Genomic DNA, 22,414 nt, shown 5'->3' with positions numbered 1-22,414 from the left:
GACCTTTTGTAGGCATTGCGAAGGTTCAATCGCACACATTCTCGCAATTTCCCTTTTGCAATCAGACGGAACGGGCAGCGCCGCCATCGCAGCGCACCAGACTGCCGGTGATGTAACTCGCGGGCTGGCTGCAAAGAAAGGCGGCGGTTGCCGCAAACTCTTCGACCGTTCCGTAGCGACCGACGGGAATCGCAGCTTCCTTTGCCGAACGGATTTCATCGAGGCTTTTGCCTGTCCTTTTGGCGGCGGCGCCATCGAGGTCGTCGAGGCGACCGGTCAGGATGCTTCCGGGAAGCAGAAGATTCGACGTGATTCCAAAGCGTCCGATCTCTGTTGCCAGCGTCTTGCTCCAACCGGCGAGGGCAGGGCGTAGCGTGTTCGAAAGCGCGAGGTTGGCGATAGGTTCGATGACGCCCGATGATGCGACGGTGAGAATACGCCCCCAACCTTGTTCCTTCATGGGTGGTAGCAGTGCATTGGTGAGCGCGATCACCCGCAGCACCATCGAAAAGAAATAGGTTTCCAGCCTTTCGGTCGTCATGTCGTGCGTCGTTCCCGGCGTCGGGCCGCCGGTGTTGTTGACTAGGATATCGACGCCGCCAAGCTTGGCGCGTACGGCGGCGGTTACGGTCTCCACGAAGGTCTCGTCGGAGAGATCGGCCCAGATCCAGTCGGCCTTGCCATTTCCTTCGGCGTTGATGGCGCGGCAATTTGCCTCCAGTGTTTCGCCGCTCCGCCCGCAAAGGAGCACATTCGCCCCCTCGCGCGCCAAAGCCACGGCGATGCCATGACCCAATCCGCGCGACGACGCTAGAATGAGTGCGCGCTTGCCTTTGATGCCGAGATCCATCTCGAATTCCTCCTGTCGTCCGTCTCTCTATACGGCGCGTAGAGTGGCGGCGAAAGCGGCGCTCGTCATTTGTTTATCATTTGACGTTTACGTAAGGTGCGTATATTTATCTGGCGCTAGAAATACTGTTGCGCGAATTGGGGGATTCGCTGTCGTTTCCCGGCTCGACAATAGCCCTCTGTTTTGACAAGAGATAACCCCATCACGGGGAATATGGCCGCAATGTCGGCCAAGCGGAGATGGATGCATGACCGATACGACTGAACTGCCCGAACGCGAGAGCATGGAATTTGACGTGGTGATCGTCGGTGGCGGTCCTGCGGGGCTTTCCGCCGCGATCCGGCTGAAGCAGGTCAATCCGGATCTCTCGGTAGTCGTCCTGGAGAAGGGCGCCGAAGTCGGAGCGCATATCCTGTCGGGTGCCGTCGTCGATCCGATCGGCATCGACCGCCTGCTGCCCGGCTGGCGCGAGGAAGCAGATCATCCGTTCAAGACGGAGGTAACCGACGACCACTTCCTGGTGCTCGGCCCGGCAGGCTCCGTGCGCCTGCCGAATATCCTGATGCCGCCGCTGATGAGCAATCACGGCAATTACATCGTATCGCTTGGGCTCGTCTGTCGCTGGCTGGCCACCAAGGCCGAAGAACTTGGCGTCGAGATCTATCCGGGCTTTGCCGCAACCGAAGTGCTCTACAACGGCGAAGGTGCCGTCATCGGTGTTGCTACCGGCGACATGGGCATCGAGAAGAACGGCGAACCCGGCCCGAACTATACGCGAGGCATGGCGCTTCTCGGTAAATATGTGTTGATTGGCGAAGGCGTGCGCGGCTCGCTCGCCAAGCAACTGATCGCCAAGTTCGATCTATCCAAAGACCGCGAGCCCCAGAAATTCGGCATCGGCATCAAGGAACTCTGGCAGGTCAAGCCGGAGCGCCACCGCCAAGGTCTGGTGCAGCACTCCTTCGGCTGGCCGCTCGGCATGAAGACCGGCGGCGGCTCGTTCCTCTATCATCTGGAAGATAACCTTGTGGCCGTCGGTTTCGTCGTCCACCTGAACTACAAGAACCCGTACCTTTACCCGTTCGAGGAGTTCCAGCGCTTCAAGACGCATCCGGCGATCCGCACGACATTCGAGGGCGGCAAGCGGCTGTCCTATGGCGCGCGCGCGATCACCGAGGGCGGCTACCAGTCGGTGCCGAAGCTGTCCTTCCCCGGCGGCGCGCTGATCGGCTGTTCGGCCGGCTTCGTCAACGTGCCGCGCATCAAGGGCAGCCACAACGCAGTGTTGTCGGGCATTATGGCGGCCGAGCGGATCGCGGCTGCGATCGCCGCTGGCCGCGCCAATGACGAAGTGGTCGAGATCGAGAACGACTGGCGTTCGAGCGACATCGGCAAGGATCTGAAGAAGGTGCGCAACGTCAAGCCGCTGTGGTCGAAATTCGGCACGGCGATCGGTGTGGCACTCGGCGGCCTCGACATGTGGACGAACCAGCTCTTCGGCCTCTCCATCTTCGGCACGCTGAAGCATGGCAAGACGGATGCGGCGTCGCTGGAGCCGGCCTCCAGGCACAAGCCGATCGCCTATCCGAAGCCGGACGGTGTTCTGACCTTCGACCGTCTCTCCTCGGTGTTCCTGTCGAACACCAACCACGAGGAAGACCAGCCGGTGCACCTCCAGGTGAAGGACATGGCGCTGCAGGTATCGTCCGAGCACGACATCTATGCCGGTCCCTCGACCCGCTACTGTCCGGCCGGCGTCTACGAATGGGTGGAAAAGGATGGCAAGGCGACCTTTGTCATCAACGCCCAGAACTGCGTCCACTGTAAGACCTGCGACATCAAGGACCCCAACCAGAACATCAATTGGGTTCCGCCGCAGGGCGGTGAGGGGCCCGTCTATCCGAATATGTAGGGTGCAGGCATGAGCGACGCCTGCATCATACGGCAGGCGCGTCTCGATGAATTGCCGCGCCTGACCGAGATCGAAATCGACGCCTTCGCGACACTGGCCGAGGCGCTCGGCGTCGTCAGGGAACCGCACGCGCTTCCGCAAGATATTCTGCGGGAATCGCTCGACGCGGGCCTGCTGCTTGTTGGCGCCGATGACGATGATCGGCCGGTTGGCTTTCTCGCGGCGGAGGAGATCGCAGGCACGCTCTATGTGATCGAACTGGATGTTTGCCGGGATTGGCAGCGCAGGGGCGTCGGGCGGCGTTTGATGTCGGCTGCGATCGAGATGGCCCGCACATGTCGGCTTAGGGCGCTGACGCTGACAACCGATCGCGACGTTCCATTTAATGCGCCCTTCTATGAGACCCTCGGCTTTGTGCTGCCGAGGGCGGAGGCCGTACCGCAGTTCCTGCAAAAAAAGCTGGATCAGGAAACTGAGGTCGGGATGGACCCGGAACGGCGGGTCGCGATGATCCTTGCCCTTTGAAGAGTCAATCGAGGCGCCGCGGAAAAAGGAAATAGGCCGGCGGAATGAGCGCCGACCCAATGATATGTGTTGAACTACCGCCGCGAGGCGATACCGGTCGAGAGTGCCACGCCGAGCCCGGTGATCACGGCAGCGGCAATCTCTGCGATGCCGATCTCCTCTCCAAGCAGCATTCCGCCGCCGATCGTCGCCAGCACCGGCGTAATCGCCGTGAAGGCTGCTGCCTGCGTGCCGCCCAGAGCATGAACGGCAAGACCATAGGCGACCGTCGCAACAAGGCCGGAAAGAACGCCTTGGCTCAAGACCTGCAGGCCTATTTCGGCAAACGGTGCGCTGGTAATCGACGTGCCGAAGACGACAGCAAGGCCGACATGGATCAGGAACGACCAGATGGCGATGAGCGCGCTGGCCTGCATGGCCGTCAGGCCGGAGCGGCGGAACGCGTGCGTGTAGCTTGCCCAGAGGATTGCTCCCATCGGCAGCAGGACGAAGCTGCTCCAGGGGAGAGCCGCCCCCACGAGGCTGCGAATAAGCAGGATGGCCACACCCGCGACAATCGCGGCTAGGCCGAGCACACGCATGGAGTCCGGTCGTTCCCGAAAGACGGCGACTCCAATGAGGGCAGTTGCGAGCGGCATAGAGCCGCCAAGGAGGATGCCAGCCGCAGATGCCGGGGTCGAATGGATTGCGGACGTGGTCAACTGGAAGAAGACGGCGCCCGCTCCGGCGAACATCGTGGCCAGCAGGCCGAGCGGCACACCTCTCGGCAGCAGTCCGGTTTTCAGCCAGACGGGCGCCAGAATGAGTGCTGGAACGCCGTAGCGGATCAGCCCGATATCGATCGTTCCCAGTTGTGTCGCGGCACTGTGGCGGGTTGCCAGGATCCACGTCGCCCAGATCAGGACCGTGACGACGGCACCGGCATAGCCGATGGGTATCGAGGTGGATTTTTCGTTGTTCGTAAAGGCAAGGGCACTCATCGGATCTCTCCTCTTATGGCCGTCCGCAGACTGTCCGGTTGAGAAGAGAATAGGTCGGAACGCTAAGGCATGTCCTTGCTATCTGTGCCGTCAGAATAATATGATGAGCAATTATCTGCCAAAATCTGCGGAAGGTTTTATCAATCATGCCAAGTCTTGATAAATTCGATCTGGCGATACTGCAGTGCTTGCAGGAGGATGCGCGGGCGACCAATGTGGAGATTGCCGATAAGGTCAATCTGTCGCCATCGCCGTGCTTGCGTCGAATCCGCAACCTCGAGAAGACCGGCGTCATTCGTGGCTACCGCGCTGATATCGACCGCAAGGAAGTCGGTCTCGGCTTGACCGTTTTTGTCGAACTGAAGGTCGCGCATCACAGCCGCGAGAACGCACAGGCCCAAGAGGCGGCCTTGCTCGCCATTCCGGAAGTCGTGTCGTGTTTTCTGATATCGGGAACAGCTGACTTCTTGGCGGAGGTGGTGGTTGAGGATCTCGCTGCCTACGAGCGGCTTTTGACGGACACGCTGCTGACGTTGCCGAACGTCAGCGACATCCGCTCGAACTTCGCCATTCGCAGCATGAAGACCCATGGGGCATTGAAGTTGCCAGCGCCGAAATGAAAACGGGACCCATTAGGCCCCATTAGCATGTTCAGAGCAGGGTGCCGCTGAGGATCAGCACCGCGACCGAGAAGTAGATCACCAGTCCACTCACGTCGACAAGAGTTGCGACAAACGGAGCCGAAGCACTGGCCGGATCGAGCCGCAGCTTCTGCAGGATGAAAGGCAGCATTGAGCCGGAGATCGAACCAAAGGTCACGATGCCGATCAGCGCGGTAAAGATCGTGAAACCGACCAGGACCCAGTGCTCACCATAGTCAAAGAGGCCAACATTCTGCCAGAGCGCGATGCGGGCGAAGCCGACGAGGCCGAGGATCGATCCCAGCACGATGCCCGTCGGCAGTTCGCGCAGCAGCACGCGCCACCAATCGGAGAGCTTGAGTTCGCCGAGCGCCAGCGCCCGGATGATCAGCGACGTTGCCTGCGAACCGCTATTGCCGCCCGAGCTCATGATCAGCGGCACGAACAGTGTCAGTACGATCGCCTTTTCCAGCTCGCCTTCGAAATGCTGCATGGCGCTTGCCGTCAGCATTTCGCCGAGGAAGAGGGCGCAGAGCCAGCCTGCGCGCTTGCGGATCATGCCGGCAAAGCCGATCTTCATATACGGCTTGCCGAGTGCTTCCATACCGCCGAACTTGTGGGCGTCCTCGGTCTGGTCGGCGATCATCGTGTCGATCACGTCGTCGACCGTTACGATGCCGAGCATGTGTCCGTCTTCGCTGACGACAGGCAGGGCCAGCAGATTGTGCTTGCGGATCAGCCGGGCGACATCTTCCTGCGTCATCAGCGGATCGGCACGAACAACCCCTTCCTTCTGCGCAACGGTCAGAACAGGTTCGCTGGGATCGCCGGTGATCAGACGGCGCAGTGTAACGACGCTCGTCAGAACGTCGCTCACCGCATCGAGGACGTAGATGGCGTAGACCGTTTCGCGCGAACGCTCGACCTTGCGCACATGCTCCAGCGTCTGCTCGACGGTCCAGGTGTCGGGCACGCTGACGAACTCCGTCGTCATGATGCTACCGGCCGTGCGGGGAGGGTAGCCCATCAGATGTTGGACGGCGAGGCATGTCGTACGGTCAAGCCGCGAGAAAAGATGCGCGCGGGCCTCCTCGTTCATTTCCTGAAAGAGGTCCGCAACGCGGTCGTTCGCCGTGGCGTTCAGCAGGCGAGCGCCGTGCTCGACCGGCATTTCAGCGATGATCGCCGCGGCATTGTGCAGCTCAGGGCGGCCGAGAATACGGACAGCCTTCTGCTGCGGCAGCGTAACCAGGATTGCTGCAGCTTCGGGGATTTCAAGTGCGTTCAGCCGTTCGACGCGCTCGGCCGTGGTGATGGTGCCGAGGTGGTCGTTGCTGAACAAACGAGCGGCATGGCCCGCCCGCAGTGGGAAGCGATTGATGTTCATAGGCTCGCCTTTCCGTCGATCCGCCGTAGCGTCCGACGGGCGAGCCCGACAGGAGTCGGTCAGCGCACGAGGGCCGCGTACGGCAAAGGCAATCGACTGCTACTGTCGCTTGGCATCGTGATGATGGCTCCGTTGATATCCGCGGAAAACGGAAGCAATCCGCGTAGTGCTGTAGGTGGTCTTAATTGGCAGAGAAGTCAAGCGCTTGAGGCGCTTGGTGCCAGAATGCCGCACCTGCCAGCGCGGCACTTCGTTCGAGCAGCTTTTGTTTGAACTACGCGAGGCGTTAGAAGCCTTCCAGGACCAGCTTTCCTTTCGTCCGACCGCTTTCGATCATAGCGTGCGCTTTCTTCAGATTGGCAGCGTTGATCGGGCCAAGCGTCTCGCTAAGCGTCGTGCGGATCTTGCCGGCATCGACAAGTTCGGCAACCTTGTTGAGCAGCTTGTGCTGTTCGATCATATCTGGCGTGCCGAACAGCGGCCGCGTGAACATCAGCTCCCAATGGATGGACGCGGCCTTCCGCTTGAACGGAACGATGTCGAGCGTCTTCGGATCGTCGATCAGCGCGAAGCGGCCCTGCGGCGCGATGACCTCGACGATCTCCTTGATGTGCTGATCGGTATTGGTCGTCGAGAAGACAAAGCCGGGGGCGCCGAGGCCGAGTGCCGCCACCTGTACTGCGATAGGCTGCGAATGGTCGACGACGTGATGGGCGCCGAGCTGTTTGATCCATTCGCTGGTTTCGGGCCGGGATGCCGTTGCGATGACCGTCAGGTCAGTCAGCGCACGTGCGATCTGGATCGCGATCGATCCGACGCCTCCAGCGCCGCCGATGATGAGGATTGCCGGTGCCGCCCCCAGAACCGGATCTTGTACTCTCAGCCGGTCAAAAAGCGCCTCGTAAGCCGTGATCGACGTCAGAGGCAGGGCCGCCGCCGAGGCGAAGTCGAGCGTCTTCGGTTTGCGTCCAACAATCCGCGCGTCGACCAGGTGGAATTCGGCATTCGAGCCGGGGCGGTTGATGACGCCGGAGTAGAAGACTTCATCACCGGCTTTGAACAGCGTGACCTCCGGGCCGACGGACTTGACGACGCCCGCGGCATCCCATCCGAGCACCTTGAGTTCGTTCGCCGCCGGCGCAACGCTTGCGCGCACCTTCACGTCGACCGGATTGACGGACACCGCCTTGACCTCGACCAACACGTCGTGGCCCTTCGCTTCCGGAATCGGCAGGTCTACGTCGATCAACGTCGTTTCGGCGGTGATGGGCTGGGGGACCTTGTAGGCGACGGCGCGCATGGGAAACTCCTGTGTTCGTTGCACAGAGGCTAGATGCGTCCTATGCTCGACAAGCACAAGAATGCACAAATTCTGTACGTAGTACCAAAAAGGATACCGTCAAATGTCGCTTCCCCGCGCCAAGCTGACCCGCAACTTTCCAGGTTGCCCCGTCGAAGCGACATTGAGTTTTCTGGACGGCAAATGGAAGGGCGTGATCCTGTTTCATCTGATGGGGGGGACGTTGCGGTTCAACGAACTGCGTCGCAAGCTACCCTCGGTGACCCAGCGGATGCTGACGAAGCAGCTGCGTGAACTTGAGGAATCGGGTCTCGTCTCGCGGACGGTCTTTCCTGTCGTGCCGCCGCGCGTCGACTATGCGTTGACGCCCCTTGGCGAAACGCTGAAACCGGTCATCAAGGCGCTTGCCGCCTGGGGTGAGGAAAACGTCTTCTGCCTGCCGGAAGGCCGCTACCTTCGCGACGTTTCGGCTGTGTCAAGCGCCCCGGCCGCGGCGGTCGAGGCTTAGAGACGCGGCGAACACAAAGACACCGATAAACGACAGGATCGCGCCGACATAGCCGGTGGCCGCGAAGCCGTAACCCTGTGCGATGACCAGGCCGCCGAGCCAGGCACCAAGCGCATTTGCGATGTTGAACGCGGAGTGGTGCGAAGCCGCAGCAAGCGTCTGCGCATCCGCGGCGACATCCATGAGCCGGGTTTGGACGGCGGGACCTGCGGCAAAGCCGCACCCGATGCAGAATACGCAAAGCGCCAGCATGAAGGGATTGGCCGCCGTCAGGGAGAACAGCGTCAGCACGACGATGTTGAACACTAGGCTGCCGCCGATCGTTCCCATCAGCGACTTGTCGGCGAGCCAGGAGCCGACGACGTTGCCGACATTCATGCCGATGCCGAAGATGATCAGCATCACGGCGACCATGCTCTCCGGCAGCATCGCGACCTGCGTTGTGGTCGGCGCGATGTAGCTGAACATGGCAAACATCCCGCCGAACCCGACGGATGCCGTGGCGAGCGTCAACAGGACCTGAGGACGCTTGAATGCCCCGAGTTCCCGCTTGAAGCTTGCACCCGCCGCAACCCGGTCGCGGGGCACGTAGCGCCAGATCAGAGCAACCGTCAGAAGGCCGACGATGCCGACGATCGTGAAGGCAAGGCGCCAGTTGAGCGACTGCCCGAACACAGTGGCGAGCGGCGTCCCGAGCAGGGTCGCAACCGTCAGCCCGAGCATGACGCGGCCGACAGCGCGGGCGCGTTTGTGCATTGGCACCATGGATGCAGCGACGATCGCGGCGACCCCGAAGTAGGCACCATGCGGCAGGCCCGTTATGAAGCGCATCACCGTGAAGCTCTCGAAGGTTGGGGCCATCGCGCTCAAGATGTTGCCGATTGCAAAGATGCCCATGACGAGCAGCAGCAGCGAGCGACGCGCCATCTTTGCGGCAAGTACCGCGATGATCGGGGCGCCAACGACAACGCCGAGTGCATAGGCGCTGATCACGTAGCCTGCCTGCGGCGTCGTCACAGAAAAGGTGTCGGCCACGTTAGGCAGCAGGCCCATGATCGCGAATTCGCCGGTGCCGATGCCAAAGCCACCGCAGGCAAGCGCCACCTGCACGAGTGCGATCGCCGTCGGCGATGGGGCTTCGGCCACAGAGCTCGTGTCAATGGAATCGTTTACGGCGACCTGACTCAAGAGGCACTCCTTGGCATTCGATGCGTGACGTACGGGACGAGGGTGCATGCGCAGCCGTGACCGGTAAACCGGAGATGAAGGGAAATGGAGGTATCCTCCATTGTCTCATCTATCGACGATTGGCTGCGGGGCGTCGAGTGCGTTTTCTGCAGTGCAGCGTTCCCCGATATGCATACGTCCCTTGCAAATTTGGCGGTTCTGTCCCGGATCCTGAAGTCCGCGAAGCGCGCTTCAGCTTGAAATCGCTGGTGTAAGAACCATCTCTTAGCAGCGCGGGAAAGGCCGTCGCCTCTCGCTGCGGATAACAGGAACCCTATGAAACTTATCGGTTTTTTCAATCGAGATGGCGGGACGTTCAGGACCACCGATATGGAGGCCTATGAAAGCCGGGCCGAAACGGTCTTCAGGGAGGCAGGCCATGATTTCAATGCAATCGTCTTCTCCGGTAAGGAGATCGTGCCCGCCATGGAGCGGGCGGCCCGCCGTGACGACATCGATGGCATCGTCGCCGGCGGCGGCGACGGGACGATCTCGGCGGCTGCGTCCATAGCCTGGAAAAACGGTGTGGCACTTGGCGTGGTGCCGGCCGGAACGATGAACCTTTTCGCCCGTTCCTTGCGTGTTCCCCTCGATATCTGGCAGGCCCTTGAGACACTCGCCTTTGGTGAAGTCGATCACGTCGATATTGCCAGCGCCAACGGCCGGCCGTTCATTCATCAATTCTCAGCCGGGCTTCATGCGCGCATGGTGCGCTATCGAAATTCCTACACGTACCGCTCGCGTCTCGGAAAGCTGGGAGCAAGCGCGCGTGCCGCCTTCGGTGTCGTGCTCAATCCGCCCGAATTCGAGGTCGACTTTGAAGCCGCGGGCGTTTACGAGCGCCGCCGCGTTTCCGCGGTCTCGGTTTCGAACAACCCTTTCGGCCAGAATGCCTTGCTTTATGCAGACAGCCTCACCAGCGGCGAACTAGGCTTCTATACCGCTAAGCCGCTGAAACCGCTCGGGGTCGCACGCCTGGCGATCGACCTCTTGAGAGGCAAGGTGAGGGAGAATGCGGACGTGATGATCATGCATCCGGCGCAAGTGCATTTGCACTTTCCGAAGCTGCATTCGAAGGCGAATTGCGTGATGGATGGCGAGCTGCGTCCTCTGGAGCGTGACGTTGCGTTGAAATTGCATCCCGGCGAACTCAAGGTATTGGTCCAGCAAGGACTTGCAGCGCAGATCAACGAAGCCGAGCGGCGCGAAGTCGCTCCCTAGCAACTCCACGTCGCGGGATTTCCAGGCCAGGCACTGGACGCGCGACAGCCTGATCGCTGCGCTTCCAGGTCTGATGATCGTCGAGCATTAAGACGTCAACTACAGGCGCGGCAGGTAGGTGCGATAGTCGAAGTCAGAGACCGTGCGCAGGTAGGTGATGGCCTCCTTGCGCTTGGTGTCTCCGTAGAGCTTTTGGTAGCGGTCCCCGAATATGTCGGCGATGAACGGCGAGGCCCTGAAAGTTTCGACGGCTGTCAGGAAGTCGTGGGTCAGTTGCGTCGTATGCGCAGGCGCGTGCGACGGTGTCGTCTCCTCGCCAGGATCGAGCTCGGAATCGATGCCAAGCAGCATGCCGCCCAGAATGGCAGCAAGCAGCAGATAGGGGTTTGCGTCGGCTCCGGCCACGCGGTGTTCAATGCGAGCGGCCGGGCCATTCAGATCGGGTATGCGGACAGCTGTGCCACGGTGACCGTAGCCCCAGGTCAGATCGACAGGGGCGAACGAGCCGGGCTGGAAGCGACGATAGGAGTTGGCGAACGGCGCGAAGACGAGTTGCGCATCCCGCATCGTTTGAAGCAGGCCGGCGCAGACGGATTTCAGCTTTCGCGGTTCGTCGCCTTTTGCATCGAGAATATTGTTTCCATCCTCGTCGATGACGCTGGCGTGTACGTGAAGGCCCGAACCGGCATGATCGGAGTAGGGCTTGGCCATGCAGGTTGACTTTAACCCGTGCTTGCGCGCAGCCTGCTCCACAATACGCTTGAGATAGATGCAGTCGTCGGCGGTGGCGAGGGCGTCAGGGCGATGCAGCAAATTGATCTCGAACTGTCCAGGGCCGAATTCCGCCGTTGTCGCATCCGCCGGCAACCCTTGCGCCTTGGCGTAGGAGCGTACGGTTTGCAGATAGTCGTCGAGCGCATCGACGGCGCTCATGTCGTAGAGCTGGAAGCCGTTCGGCTCGCCGCGATACGTGAGATTGAGAGGCGGCGAAGGCCGGCCGGTCTCGCGCCAATCCGGTTCGACGACGTAGAATTCGAGTTCGGTCGCGACGACTGGCGTCAGACCGCGCGCTTCATATCGCTTCAGCACGGATGCAAGGATAGCGCGGGGATCCATGAAGCTCGGCGTGCCGTCGAACTCGTGCATAGTAGCAAGCACCTGCATCGAACCCTGGGGCGCCCATGGCATCGGAACTAAGCTGCGCTCGTCGGGAATGCAATTGCCATCCGGATCGCCTACGGAAAGCGAGAGGCCGGTAATGTCGTCGTTGTCGTCGCCCCATATATCGAGCGACTGCGTCGACGACGGCAGACGCACTTCGCCGGCCCAGATCTTCTTCTGGGCATCGAGTGGAATCTGCTTCCCGCGCAGGTCGCCATTCATGCCAACGAGCAGGAGCTCGATGCGTGGGTCGCCAGCCACTGTCGTGCCATGAATCTTGTCGTCTATCATGATCTTGAAAATCCCCGCGGAGAAGGCCAAGGTCGTAGCCCATTGGGAAGAGGCTTTCAATCTCCGAAGGTGTTTTGCAAATCATGTCCGATACTTACGCGCGCTCCAATCTCGCCGCTATCGACGCGGCACATCACCTGCATCCGTTCTCCGACATGGGAAAGCTGAATGCTGACGGCACGCGCATCATTCAGCGCGGCGAGGGCGTTTATATCTGGGACGGCCAAGGCAAGCGCTATCTGGATGGCTTTGCAGGACTGTGGTGCGTCAACGTTGGCTATGGGCGCAGGGAGATCACCGACGCCGTCGCCCGGCAGATGAATGAGCTGCCATATTACAACACCTTCTTCGGCACCACGACGACACCAACCACACTGCTGGCCGAGAAGGTCACATCCCGCGCCGGGCCTGACTTCAACCATGTCTTTTTCACCGGCTCAGGCTCCGAGGCGAACGACACATGGTTTCGTATGGCACGCGTCTACTGGAGCGCGGTCGGCAAGCCTTCGAAGAAGATCGTGATCGCCCGGAAGAACGGTTACCACGGCTCTACGGTTGCCGGCGCCAGCCTCGGTGGTATGAAGTATATGCATGAGCAGGGCGACCTGCCGATACCGGGAATTGCACACATCGGACAACCGTACTGGTACGGCGAGGGCGGCGAGCTGTCTCTGGCCGAGTTCGGCCTGAAGGTCGCGCGTGAGCTGGAGGCGAAGATCGACGAACTCGGCGAAGAGAATGTCGCGGCGTTCGTGGCTGAGCCGATTCAGGGTGCCGCAGGTGTCATCATCCCGCCCGAAACCTACTGGCCGGAGATCGCCCGCATTTGCAAGTCACGCAACATCCTCCTTGTCTGCGATGAGGTGATTTGCGGCTTCGGCCGTCTAGGGGAATGGTTCGGCCATCAGTATTTCGGCGTCGAACCTGACTTGGCACCGATCGCCAAGGGACTTTCCTCGGGTTATCTCCCGATCGGTGGCGTGCTCGTCAGCGACCGCATCGCTGACGTTCTGATCAACGAGGTCGGGGACTTCAACCATGGCTTCACCTACTCCGGTCACCCCGTTTGCGCCGCCGCAGCGCTCGAAAATCTCCGCATCATCGAGGACGAAAGGCTCGTCGAACGCGTTCGTGACGACATCGGTCCGTACTTTGGCACGGTCTGGGGCGCTCTTGGTGAGCACGATCTCGTTGGCGAGGCAGTGAGCGTCGGCCTCATGGGCGCGCTTCAATTGACTGCTGACAAGACAAGCCGCATGCGCTTCGAAAAGCCGGATGCGGTCGGCGCGCTGGTGCGCAATAATGCTCTCGCAAACGGACTTGTTCTGCGCGCCACGGGAGACCGGATGCTGGCTTCACCGCCTCTTGTTATTAGGCACGAGGAGGTGGATGAGATGGCGCGTATTACGAAGATCGCGCTTGATGCCGCTTGGCAAGAACTGAGAAGGTAGGTGCTGCAGTCAGCGTGGATAGATCCAAGCGTAGCCGAAGAGGCGCTGGTCTTCCGGTCGTCCGTGAACATAGCCGACACTCATGTGCTTCACCGCCACAGCCGAGTATTGCGGGCCGAGATTTCTCTGTACCCATGCATCCAATTCCGGCTGCAAAGCCGTCCCCTCCTTGGAGGTGAGCCAGACGGCTAGGATTGGCTTCTCGGCCGTCCACTCATGGTCGACCTCCAGATTGCCGAAAAACGTGCATAGCGTTGGGACGTCGGGTAGTTGCAGACGCAGGTTGCCGGATGCGGCCCAGCCATCGGTTAACACGAGCCCGGGGCGCTTGCCTTCCTCGGCAAGAATCCTGCTGACGAACTCCTCGTAAGGCGCATTGTAGGCCTCCGGTCGGCCGAAAAGCGTCGGGACATTCGCGCGCACGAAAACCAGCGACGGCACCACGATCATCACTGCAAGCGGCGCGACAAAGAAGCGCTTCGCGAAATCCTCGGCTCGAATCCCGCGCGCCTGCATCTTCAGGCAAAATGCGATCGGCATCAGGAATAGGAGGGGCAGCACCCACCGGTCACGCATGGACGTTATGCCGATGGCGAAAACCAGCAACAGAACCTGCAGTCCAATCACCAGGAAGATGGTGTCGAAAAAGTGAGCCCAAACGGTCGTCGGTCGCAGACTGTGGAGAAATTTCTTGCCGAAGATGATCGCGTATACCGCAACGAGCGGCGCCATGATCACGAGGACCTGCCCGAAGAACTCTGTCGGCCCCTTGATCAGCTTAGCGAGTGTGCCGGTGGGCGCTTCTTGCGCCATGGTATTTAGGGTGCGAGTTGCGGCCAAGCCTAGATTGTCGAGCAGCCAAAGGCCATGCGGTAGGAAGATGAGGACCGCAATAGCCAGCGCCAACAGAAAACGCAGGTCGAACAGCCGCTTCAGTCCGTCCGGATGCAGGAACACCGCAACCAGTGCGGCGGAAACAACGAGGGTGAAGTTGTACTTCGTCAGCATGCCGAGGCCAAGCGTCACGCCGATCATCACGTAGGAGAGCAGCGACGGCGCCTTCAGCGTTTTGACGATGCTGTAGAGAAGCAGGTTGATCATCAGCATCTGGGCGACCGTATGGGTCAGGTCCCTTTGTGCCTGCCAGAAAACCTGCGGAATCACGAACAGCGAAAGCGTCGCGATGGCGGCGAACAACCGGTCATCGAGTACGAGTTTTGCGAGCTTGTAGTAGCTCAGGAAAAGAAGAAACAGGACCAGGTTCTTGGCTGCGGCAATCGTTGCGATCGACAGTCCGAGGACGGACACGACCATGGCCTGGAACCAATTATAGAGCGGCGGCTGAGTGTCGTAGCCGGCAACGAGCCACTGCGAGAAGAACGCCTGCTGGGATTCATCTACTCGCAGGCCGTTTGGCACCAGCAGACGGACGATGAAGCTGACAACGAAATATGCCGCCAGCAGAAGGACAACGGTATCCGGCTTCCGAACCAGCAGATTACGCATTCTCGCTTCCATCGAAGACTTGGCGGACGATGTAGTTCGGTGAGGTGTCGTCGCGATAGTAGGTGCGGGCGATCATCTCTGCGAGAATACCTGTCGTGATCAGTTGGACCGATGAAAGCATGAAGACGACGCCGACCATCAGCATCGGGCGGGTGCCGATATCGTTGCCCAGGATGAATTTGTCGACGAACAGATACAGCATGATCAGCGCGGAGATCGCACCGAGGCCGAGGCCCAGCGAGCCGAAGAAGTGGCCCGGCCGTGCCTTGTAGCGCATGAAGAACATGACAGAGAGCAGGTCGAGGATAACGCGGAAGGTGCGCGAGATGCCGTACTTGGACTGTCCGTGCTGACGGGCATGGTGGGTCACGACCATCTCGCCGATACGCGAGCTCGGCACGACGCCGGCAACCCAGGCGGGGATGAAGCGGTGCATTTCGCCCATCAGCTTCACTTGCTTGATGATCGAGGCACGGTAGATTTTCAGGCTGCAGCCATAGTCGTGCAGTTTCACACCGGTAATGCGCCCGATCAGGTAGTTGGCGCACCATGACGGGATCTTGCGCAGCAGCAGGCCGTCCTGCCGGTTCCTGCGCCAGCCGACGAGCAGATCCAGTTGGCGGCGCTCGAGTTCAGCGACCATGGACGGAATGTCCTTCGGATCGTTTTGCAGGTCGCCGTCCATGGTGGCGATCAACCGCCCTGTCGCGGCGTCGATGCCGGCCTGCATTGCGGCGGTCTGGCCGAAGTTGCGCTGCAGCTCGACAATCCGCAGGACAAGCCCCTCGCGGCCGATATTCTTGCGCGCATTTGTTAGTGTCGCATCCGTGCTGCCGTCGTCAATCAGGATCAGCTCCCAGTGATCGGGATAACCTGTCATGGCCAAGCAGATGCGATCGATAAGCGGGCCGACGCTCTCTTCCTCGTTAAAGACAGGCACAACCAGCGACAATTCGACCGGCCGCATCGCTTCCACGAGGCCTTGACGCGAGTCTACCGTTGTCTGCACGTTTGATTTCTCCTACAAGGCGCACGGGCGCAGGCGGCTTCAGCCGCAATAGTCAGGAAAGCCTACTATATGAAGTTTCCGGTTGTTGCCAGCCGACAATCCTGGTTTATCCGCCATCGAATGACGCTGCTGACGATCGCAATCGTGGCCGCTTATGCGCTTTTCATCCAGTGGTTCTGGGGTTGGTCGGTCATTCTCGGACAATGGGCTGAAGTGGGTACAATCTCGGTTGTCAGCGCCCTGATTTTGCTCACCAGCACCTACTTCCTCAGGACCTGGCGCATCTATGACTACTTCCCGCGTGAGACGGCCGGTCGCTTCAAAATGCTCTTCCGCGTTACGCAGATCCACAACCTCCTGAACATCATGCTGCCGTTTCGGACCGGAGAGACCAGCTTTCCGGTCTTGATGCGCACCGAGTTCGGTATCCCGCTGGCGCGGGGCACGTCTGCGCTTTTCGTGATGCGTTTGCTTGACCTGCACGCCCTGCTGGCTGCCGCCGGCATAGGCTTTGCAATTGCATCACCGCACCGGATCATTGCGTGGCTTGTTTGGACCGCCCTCCTGGCGCTTCCAGTGGCCGCTTTTGCACTCAGGCAACCCTTGTTGCGGTTTACGAGCAGGATTCTACCGGCGAAGGCGCAGAAGCTCGTGGTTGAAATCGAGAGGGGGCTCCCGGTTGATGCCGCGGCTTTCACGCGCGCCTGGGCGATGACCGTTATCAACTGGCTCGTCAAGGTGTTGGTACTTGCTTGGGCCCTCAATCTCATGGGTGTTTTGCCGATGGCTGCAAGCTTCGGCGGCGCGCTTGGCGGCGAGCTTTCGTCGGTGCTTCCGGTGCATGCGCCCGGTGGTGTCGGCACTTATCCTGCCGGGATAACCGCCGGTGCCATCGCTCTTGGTGCGTCCAGTGAAAAGACGGCGCTCGCTGCCTTGGCACAGGCAAGCATCAATGCACATCTGCTGATCATCGTTTCGGCCCTGACAGGGACGGCAATATCACTGCCGCTCGGTCGCAACCGAAAGCTCTGAGATTCGCTTCTTCAGGAATGCCCGCTCAGGCGCTTGCTGACATAGCCTCAGGGCTGCCTCGTATGCAGCAATCGCATCCGCTCTCCGTCCCAGCTGCCTTAGAAAATCGGCGCGGGCCGAATGCGCCAGGTGGTAACTCTCCAGCTCTCCTGCCTGCAGGATCGCGTCAACGAGTTGCAAACCTCTTTCGGCTCCCTCCACCATCGCCACTGCGACTGCCCTGTTGAGTTCGGCAATCGGCGACGACTGAGCTGATAGCAAGAGATCGTAGTAGTTGACGATGCGCCGCCAGTCTGTTTTTTCAGGCGTTTCGGCTTGCGCGTGCTCTGCGGCGATGGCCGCCTGCAGCGTGTAGACGCCAACCTCGCCATTCCGCATCGCGCCCTCGAGGCGTGCGAGACCCTCGCGAATCTTTTCCCGGTCCCAAAGCTTGCGATCCTGATCGGCCAGGAGAATGAGGGTTCCCTCCGAGCCTCGCCTGGCGGCGCGACGCGAATCCTGAATCAGCAGAAGGGCAAGTAATCCCGAGACATCGGGATGCGGTAAGAGACGCGCCAGCAGCCGTGTGAGGCGGATGGCTTCCAAGGTCAGGTCGGCTCGGACAACTTCGTCGCCGGACGAAGCGGAGTAGCCCTCGTTGAAAACCAGATAGATGACATGCAGCACCCGGTCGAGCCGCTCGGGCAGTTCGCCACGCTCCGGGACCTCGTAGGGAATTTTAGCCGTGCGAATCTTGTTCTTCGCCCGCACGATACGCTGCGCCACGGTGGGGGCGGGGACGAGAAACGCATGGGCGATCTCCTCGGTCGTAAGCCCACATATCTCGCGGAGCGCCATCGCCATCTGCGCGTCAGCCGGTATCACCGGGTGGCAGCACGTGAAGATCAGGCGGAGCATGTCGTCTTCGATCAGATCCATGTTGCCGATCTCCGTTTCGTCGAAAGATCCGTACAGACTTTCCTCGATATCTTTTGCTGACATATCGAAACGGGACCGGCGCCTGATATGGTCGATCGCGCGAAACCGTCCGGCGGAAACAAGCCAGCCGAAGGGGTTTGCCGGAACACCATCGCGAGGCCATGTGCGCGCAGCGGCCGCAAACGCGTCATGCAAGGCTTCCTCGGCCCTGTCAAAGTCGCCGAGGAGACGGATGAGCGTCGCTAGCACCCGGCGAGATTGCGATCGGTAGATATCCTCGATCAGACGTTCCAAGGTCACTCCGGTAGTGTCAATATCCTCACCGGGCGGACCTCCACAGCACCAATTTGTGCGCAGGGAATTCCAGCGGCGATTGCTGTGGCCTCATCCATATCCGAGGCATCGATAACATAGACGCCAGCCAGATGCTCCTTCGTCTCGACATAAGGACCGTCCGTCATGCTGATCTCGTTCTTACGCACGCGCAAAACAACGGCCTTGTCGGGCGTTTCCAGAGCATCGGCATGGACCAGCGTACCGCGATCGCGCAGGTCTTCGTCAAAGCTGAAATGCGCGCGAACGACGGCTTCGGTTTCGGCCGCGGTCTGACGGCCGTCGATATCAGCCGAATTGTAGATCAGGCAAACATAGCGCATGGCATCACCTTCCGTCTTTGATGGAATAGCCGGGGCGGATCTCGATCGCAGCGTACTTCAGTATCGGCAACGTTGAGACGATCGCCTTGGCTTCCTCCATATCCGCGGCTTCGATCAGCACGAAGCCGCCGAGGTGTTCCTTGATTTCCGCGAAGGGGCCGTCGGTTGCCGTCGTGACGCCTTGCTTGAGGCGCAGGGTTACGGCCGTTTCGGGTGCATGCAAGGCAAGCGCGGCTTGCAGGACGCCGCGGTCTCGCCAATGGTCGTCGCTTACGATGCATTCTTGCGTCAGCGCATCCCACTCTTCCTGCGGTACGAGCTTGCTCCTCTCGGTATCGAACCAGATCTGGCAGAGATATTTCATAACGTCTCCCTCAATTGTGGACCGGAATATCGTAGATCGGCCGAACCTCGATTGATCCCAACTTTGCAAGTGGGATGCCGGCCGCTACGCGAATGGCATCGTTCAGATCTTTCGCGTCGATCAGAATGAAGCCGCCCAGCTGCTCTTTCGTTTCCGCGTAAGGCCCATCAGTCACAGACATCTCGTCGTTGCGGACGCGGACAGTTACGGCATTCTGCGGTGATTGCAGCGCATGCGCGGCAAGCATATGCCCGCTGGTGATCAGATCATCGTCGTAGGTGAGGGACGCCCTGTCGAGATTCCTTTTCTCTTCATCGGTCATGGCTTCAAGCTTCGCAGGCTCGAACCAGACCTGGCAGAGATATTTCATCGTTCGCTCTCCCTGGCTGCCAATAATCATTGGACGATCAGCCTAGGGCGATTTCGACAGGATGCGAAAGAATCTTTTTACGGAAGTTTGCGTCGAAACAAGCAGGCTGGTTTCGACCAAGTGTCGTCAACAACATGGAGTGACGACGATGGGTCTTTTCGAGATTGTGCTGGCGGGCTGCATCCACGCAGGTCGCCAACAGAAAAAGCAGCATCATCGGGCCGATGCGGAACTGCCGACGACGGGGGCCGTGATTACCCGGTTTGCTGCGGCCGCAACCTTCCTGGCGGTTACTATCCTAGTGCTTGATACTGCCGGTGAGCGTTATGAGCGTCAGCTCGCTACCAATGCGGTTGCCGCCACACGTCAGTAACGAAACGGCCTATTGAAAGGCCGTTTCGAAGAAGCTTCTAAGCTTGCGCGAATGCAGCGCTTCGGGTGGCATCGCGGCGAGCTTCTGGATCGCACGGATCCCGATCTGCAGATGCTGGTTGACCTGCGTCCTATAGAAGGCAGTCGCCATACCCGGCAGCTTCAATTCGCCATGTAGCGGTTTGTCGGATACGCAGAGCAGCGTGCCGTAGGGCACGCGGAAACGGAAGCCGTTTGCCGCAATCGTCGCCGATTCCATGTCGAGCGCAATGGCGCGAGCCTGGGACAGACGCTTGACCGGGCCGCGCTGGTCGCGCAACTCCCAGTTCCGGTTGTCGATCGTGCCGACCGTGCCGGTGCGCATGATGCGCTTCAATTCGAAGCCCTCATAGCCCGTGATCTCTGCAACGGCCCCCTCAAGGGCGACCTGGACTTCCGCCAGCGCCGGAATGGGCACCCAGACGGGCAGATCGTCATCCAGGACATGGTCTTCGCGCATATAGGCATGTGCCAGGACGTAATCGCCCAGGCGCTGGCTATTGCGCAGGCCCGCGCAATGGCCGAGCATCAGCCAGGCATGCGGGCGAAGCACTGCCACGTGGTCGGTAATCGTCTTGGCGTTGGACGGACCGACTCCAATGTTGATCATGGTGATGCCGGCATGCCCCTTCTTTTTCAGATGGTAGGCAGGCATCTGTGGCAGGCGTGCAAGCGTAACGTCGGTCTCGGGCTGACTGGAGCCGGCATGCGTGATGATGTTGCCGGGCTCGACGAAGGCCGTATAGCCCTCGCCCCCTTCTGCCATCAGCTTGCGCGCCCAAGTGCAGAACTCGTCGATGTAGAACTGGTAGTTCGTAAATAGCACGAAATTCTGGAAGTGCTGGGCGCCGGTCGCGGTGTAGTGGGCAAGTCGCGCAAGCGAATAGTCGATGCGCTGTGCCGTAAAGGCAGCAAGCGGCGAAGGTTCGCCCGGCGGCGGAATGTATTCGCCGTTGGCGATTTCGTCGTCCGTCGTGTTCAGGTCCGGTGTGTCGAACAGATCGCGCATCGGAATGTCCATGAATGCCGCGGCGGATGCCTCGACATGCGCGCCCTCTCCGAAAGCAAAGTGCAGGGGAATTGGCGTTGCCGATTCAGAGACGATGACGGGCACGTTGTGATTTTTCATCAGCAGGCCAAGCTGCTGCTTCAGATAGTGCCGGAAGAGTTGCGGCCGCGTGATCGTCGTCGTGTAGATTCCGGGCGCGGTGACGTGGCCGTAGGACAGTCGGGTATCGATGTGGCCGTAACTGGTCGTCTCGATGCTGACCTGCGGATAAAAGGCACGATAGCGCGATGTTGTCGGCGCGCCTTTGGCGAGCTTGGCGAAGCTTTCGATCAGGAAGGTGGTGTTGCGCTCGTAGAGTTCCGTCAGCACGTCGACGGCCTTGACCGGGTCGTCGAAGGTTTGCGGAACGAAAGGAGAGGGGGACGAAATGTCGAGAGGGGAAGAGATTCGTTTGCTCATGCGCCATTATAGAGTGTTGTTTTTAACAAGCAAACGACGCGGCAGAGGGGATTGCTCAGTTTTTGGGTGTGGCGACACACCGCCATGGGTCGGATCAGCGGCTTGTTCGGCAGAATGGACTGCTGGCGTCGAAGCACGTGTAATTGGCTCCGAAGTGGGACTGCGCGCCGCCGCCTGCATTGCGGCTGACAGCAGCCGAGAAGCTGACGGCGAAGACTGCCGCAAACAGTGTGATGATGGTGAAACGTCTTGCCAAAATGAGCATATCCATGACTTTGCCTCGGTATCGCCTTAGCGTTGAGACAGTTTTGCCACGTTGTCGCTGAACCAGTGCTGAGATCACGGTTCATCAGGCGTTCAGGAAGCCGGGCAGCTTGAAGCACGGCGGGCGCTGCTTATCTCCTTAGTCCCGCAAAAGGAGATTTTGATGACGGCACCGATTGAGCTTTATTACTGGCCGACGCCAAATGGCTGGAAGATCAGCATCATGCTCGAGGAACTCGGCGTTCCCTACAAGGTCAAGTACATCAATATCGGCCGGGGCGAACAATTCGCGCCGGAGTTCCTGAAGATCGCTCCGAACAACCGAATGCCCGCGATCATCGATCGAGATGGTCCCGGCGGTGAACCGATCTCCGTGTTCGAATCGGGCGCCATTCTGCAGTATCTCGGCCGCAAATTCGGGAAGTTCTATTCGGCGAAGGAGCGCACACGTATCCAGATCGAGGAGTGGCTTTTCTGGCAGGTGGGTGGATTGGGTCCGATGGCTGGCCAGGCGCATCACTTCCGCGGCTATGCGCCGGAGAAGATCGAGTACGGCATCAATCGCTATACCAACGAAGTAAACCGCCTATACGGCGTGATGAACAAGCGGTTGGCGGAGCGCGAATATCTCGCCGGCGACTATTCGATCGCCGACATGGCCTGCATTGGCTGGGTGATTCCGTACGAGAAGCAAGGGCAGGACCTCAACGAGTTTCCCAACCTGAAGCGCTGGTTCGAGACGATGATGGCGCGTCCGGCCGTGATCCGTGGCACGGCGATTGGCACGGAAGAGCGTGAACGCAGCAACCTTGCCGAGGACAAGGAAGCACAGAAAATCCTCTTCAATCAGCGCGCCCGCTGACACCTAACATAGAAAGCGCCCCGCGGAATGAACTGACCCCCGAAAGTTGGACATCAACTTCGGGGGTTTTGCATGTCCAAGCACAGCACGGCATTCAAGT

At 60.0% G+C, this 22,414-nt stretch carries 23 protein-coding genes; 9 read left to right on the top strand and 14 right to left on the bottom strand.

Going from position 1 to position 22,414, the window contains the following annotated elements:
• Nucleotides 1-61 precede the first annotated feature (61 nt).
• Complete coding sequence (locus tag K9B32_RS22230; RefSeq protein ID WP_224566061.1) at nucleotides 62-850, bottom strand: SDR family oxidoreductase; 789 nt, start codon at nucleotides 848-850, stop codon at nucleotides 62-64.
• 247 nt (nucleotides 851-1,097) lie between these two features.
• On the opposite strand from K9B32_RS22230, the gene K9B32_RS22225 reads away from it, so the two are divergent.
• Entirely contained in the window at nucleotides 1,098-2,762 is a 1,665-nt protein-coding gene (locus tag K9B32_RS22225; RefSeq protein WP_224566059.1) for an electron transfer flavoprotein-ubiquinone oxidoreductase, read from the top strand.
• A gap of 9 nt (nucleotides 2,763-2,771) precedes the next feature.
• On the top strand, nucleotides 2,772-3,287 hold the full coding sequence (locus tag K9B32_RS22220; protein ID WP_224566057.1) for a GNAT family N-acetyltransferase: 516 nt from the start codon (nucleotides 2,772-2,774) through the stop codon (nucleotides 3,285-3,287).
• A gap of 74 nt (nucleotides 3,288-3,361) precedes the next feature.
• Here K9B32_RS22220 and K9B32_RS22215 read toward each other — a convergent pair whose 3' ends face one another.
• Nucleotides 3,362-4,267 (bottom strand): DMT family transporter, encoded by a 906-nt coding sequence (locus tag K9B32_RS22215; RefSeq protein ID WP_224566055.1) that lies wholly within the window; start codon nucleotides 4,265-4,267, stop codon nucleotides 3,362-3,364.
• Between the two features lie 146 nt (nucleotides 4,268-4,413).
• On the opposite strand from K9B32_RS22215, the gene K9B32_RS22210 reads away from it, so the two are divergent.
• Nucleotides 4,414-4,887 (top strand): Lrp/AsnC family transcriptional regulator, encoded by a 474-nt coding sequence (locus tag K9B32_RS22210; RefSeq protein WP_224566053.1) that lies wholly within the window; start codon nucleotides 4,414-4,416, stop codon nucleotides 4,885-4,887.
• A 31-nt stretch (nucleotides 4,888-4,918) separates the two neighbouring features.
• On the opposite strand, the gene mgtE is transcribed toward K9B32_RS22210, so the two are convergent.
• A complete protein-coding gene (gene mgtE / locus K9B32_RS22205) occupies nucleotides 4,919-6,295 on the bottom strand; it encodes a magnesium transporter (protein ID WP_224566051.1) in 1,377 nt (458 codons plus the stop codon).
• Between the two features lie 286 nt (nucleotides 6,296-6,581).
• Nucleotides 6,582-7,595: a zinc-binding alcohol dehydrogenase family protein gene (locus tag K9B32_RS22200; RefSeq protein ID WP_224566049.1), complete on the bottom strand. Its 1,014-nt coding sequence runs from the start codon at nucleotides 7,593-7,595 to the stop codon at nucleotides 6,582-6,584.
• A 103-nt stretch (nucleotides 7,596-7,698) separates the two neighbouring features.
• Here K9B32_RS22200 and K9B32_RS22195 point away from each other — a divergent pair, with 103 nt between their 5' ends.
• The gene (locus K9B32_RS22195) at nucleotides 7,699-8,103 is read left to right on the top strand and encodes a winged helix-turn-helix transcriptional regulator (protein ID WP_224566047.1); all 405 of its coding nucleotides are present in this window, start codon (nucleotides 7,699-7,701) and stop codon (nucleotides 8,101-8,103) included.
• On the opposite strand, the gene K9B32_RS22190 is transcribed toward K9B32_RS22195, so the two are convergent.
• Nucleotides 8,071-9,291, bottom strand: a complete 1,221-nt coding sequence (locus K9B32_RS22190; protein WP_224566045.1) for an MFS transporter — start codon at nucleotides 9,289-9,291, stop codon at nucleotides 8,071-8,073. The genes K9B32_RS22195 and K9B32_RS22190 overlap by 33 nt on opposite strands.
• A 315-nt stretch (nucleotides 9,292-9,606) precedes the next feature.
• Between K9B32_RS22190 and K9B32_RS22185 the strand changes: the two genes are divergently transcribed.
• Nucleotides 9,607-10,551 carry a diacylglycerol/lipid kinase family protein gene (locus tag K9B32_RS22185; protein ID WP_224566043.1) on the top strand — a complete coding sequence of 315 codons (945 nt, stop codon included), beginning with the start codon at nucleotides 9,607-9,609 and terminating at the stop codon, nucleotides 10,549-10,551.
• A 99-nt stretch (nucleotides 10,552-10,650) separates the two neighbouring features.
• On the opposite strand, the gene K9B32_RS22180 is transcribed toward K9B32_RS22185, so the two are convergent.
• The gene (locus K9B32_RS22180) at nucleotides 10,651-12,033 is read right to left on the bottom strand and encodes a glutamine synthetase family protein (protein ID WP_411969736.1); all 1,383 of its coding nucleotides are present in this window, start codon (nucleotides 12,031-12,033) and stop codon (nucleotides 10,651-10,653) included.
• Nucleotides 12,034-12,086: 53 nt separating this feature from the next.
• On the opposite strand from K9B32_RS22180, the gene K9B32_RS22175 reads away from it, so the two are divergent.
• The gene (locus tag K9B32_RS22175) at nucleotides 12,087-13,454 is read left to right on the top strand and encodes an aspartate aminotransferase family protein (RefSeq protein ID WP_224566039.1); all 1,368 of its coding nucleotides are present in this window, start codon (nucleotides 12,087-12,089) and stop codon (nucleotides 13,452-13,454) included.
• Nucleotides 13,455-13,463: 9 nt separating this feature from the next.
• On the opposite strand, the gene K9B32_RS22170 is transcribed toward K9B32_RS22175, so the two are convergent.
• Together K9B32_RS22170 and K9B32_RS22165 are read right to left on the bottom strand one after the other, a co-directional pair.
• The gene (locus K9B32_RS22170; protein WP_224566037.1) at nucleotides 13,464-14,960 is read right to left on the bottom strand and encodes a glycosyltransferase family 39 protein; all 1,497 of its coding nucleotides are present in this window, start codon (nucleotides 14,958-14,960) and stop codon (nucleotides 13,464-13,466) included.
• Entirely contained in the window at nucleotides 14,953-15,969 is a 1,017-nt protein-coding gene (locus tag K9B32_RS22165) for a glycosyltransferase family 2 protein (protein ID WP_224566035.1), read from the bottom strand. Before K9B32_RS22165 ends, K9B32_RS22170 begins: the two co-directional genes overlap by 8 nt.
• Before the next feature lie 69 nt (nucleotides 15,970-16,038).
• Between K9B32_RS22165 and K9B32_RS22160 the strand changes: the two genes are divergently transcribed.
• Nucleotides 16,039-17,001, top strand: a complete 963-nt coding sequence (locus tag K9B32_RS22160; RefSeq protein WP_224566033.1) for a lysylphosphatidylglycerol synthase domain-containing protein — start codon at nucleotides 16,039-16,041, stop codon at nucleotides 16,999-17,001.
• On the opposite strand, the gene K9B32_RS22155 is transcribed toward K9B32_RS22160, so the two are convergent.
• From K9B32_RS22155 to K9B32_RS22140, 4 genes are read right to left on the bottom strand one after another with little or no spacing between them, the layout of a single operon-like run.
• On the bottom strand, nucleotides 16,969-18,213 hold the full coding sequence (locus tag K9B32_RS22155; RefSeq protein WP_224566032.1) for an RNA polymerase sigma factor: 1,245 nt from the start codon (nucleotides 18,211-18,213) through the stop codon (nucleotides 16,969-16,971). The two genes, K9B32_RS22160 and K9B32_RS22155, sit on opposite strands and share 33 nt — an antisense overlap.
• A 2-nt stretch (nucleotides 18,214-18,215) precedes the next feature.
• Entirely contained in the window at nucleotides 18,216-18,575 is a 360-nt protein-coding gene (locus K9B32_RS22150; protein ID WP_132591673.1) for a YciI family protein, read from the bottom strand.
• Nucleotides 18,576-18,579: 4 nt separating this feature from the next.
• A complete protein-coding gene (locus K9B32_RS22145; RefSeq protein WP_007802956.1) occupies nucleotides 18,580-18,939 on the bottom strand; it encodes a YciI family protein in 360 nt (119 codons plus the stop codon).
• A gap of 10 nt (nucleotides 18,940-18,949) precedes the next feature.
• Nucleotides 18,950-19,309 carry a YciI family protein gene (locus K9B32_RS22140; protein WP_224566030.1) on the bottom strand — a complete coding sequence of 120 codons (360 nt, stop codon included), beginning with the start codon at nucleotides 19,307-19,309 and terminating at the stop codon, nucleotides 18,950-18,952.
• A 148-nt stretch (nucleotides 19,310-19,457) separates the two neighbouring features.
• Between K9B32_RS22140 and K9B32_RS22135 the strand changes: the two genes are divergently transcribed.
• A complete protein-coding gene (locus tag K9B32_RS22135; RefSeq protein WP_224566028.1) occupies nucleotides 19,458-19,682 on the top strand; it encodes a hypothetical protein in 225 nt (74 codons plus the stop codon).
• Nucleotides 19,683-19,691: 9 nt separating this feature from the next.
• Here K9B32_RS22135 and amn read toward each other — a convergent pair whose 3' ends face one another.
• Nucleotides 19,692-21,188: an AMP nucleosidase gene (amn, locus tag K9B32_RS22130; protein ID WP_224566026.1), complete on the bottom strand. Its 1,497-nt coding sequence runs from the start codon at nucleotides 21,186-21,188 to the stop codon at nucleotides 19,692-19,694.
• Nucleotides 21,189-21,282: 94 nt separating this feature from the next.
• Nucleotides 21,283-21,459: a hypothetical protein gene (locus tag K9B32_RS22120; RefSeq protein WP_007802964.1), complete on the bottom strand. Its 177-nt coding sequence runs from the start codon at nucleotides 21,457-21,459 to the stop codon at nucleotides 21,283-21,285.
• 156 nt (nucleotides 21,460-21,615) lie between these two features.
• Between K9B32_RS22120 and K9B32_RS22115 the strand changes: the two genes are divergently transcribed.
• Entirely contained in the window at nucleotides 21,616-22,314 is a 699-nt protein-coding gene (locus tag K9B32_RS22115) for a glutathione S-transferase N-terminal domain-containing protein (RefSeq protein ID WP_224566024.1), read from the top strand.
• Nucleotides 22,315-22,414 lie beyond the last annotated feature (100 nt).

It is taken from the genome of Rhizobium sp. 3T7, assembly GCF_020166565.1.
Taxonomy (GTDB): domain Bacteria; phylum Pseudomonadota; class Alphaproteobacteria; order Rhizobiales; family Rhizobiaceae; genus Rhizobium.
The sequence above is the reverse complement of the archived record's forward strand: the minus strand, read 5'-3'. Positions and strand labels throughout refer to the sequence as shown.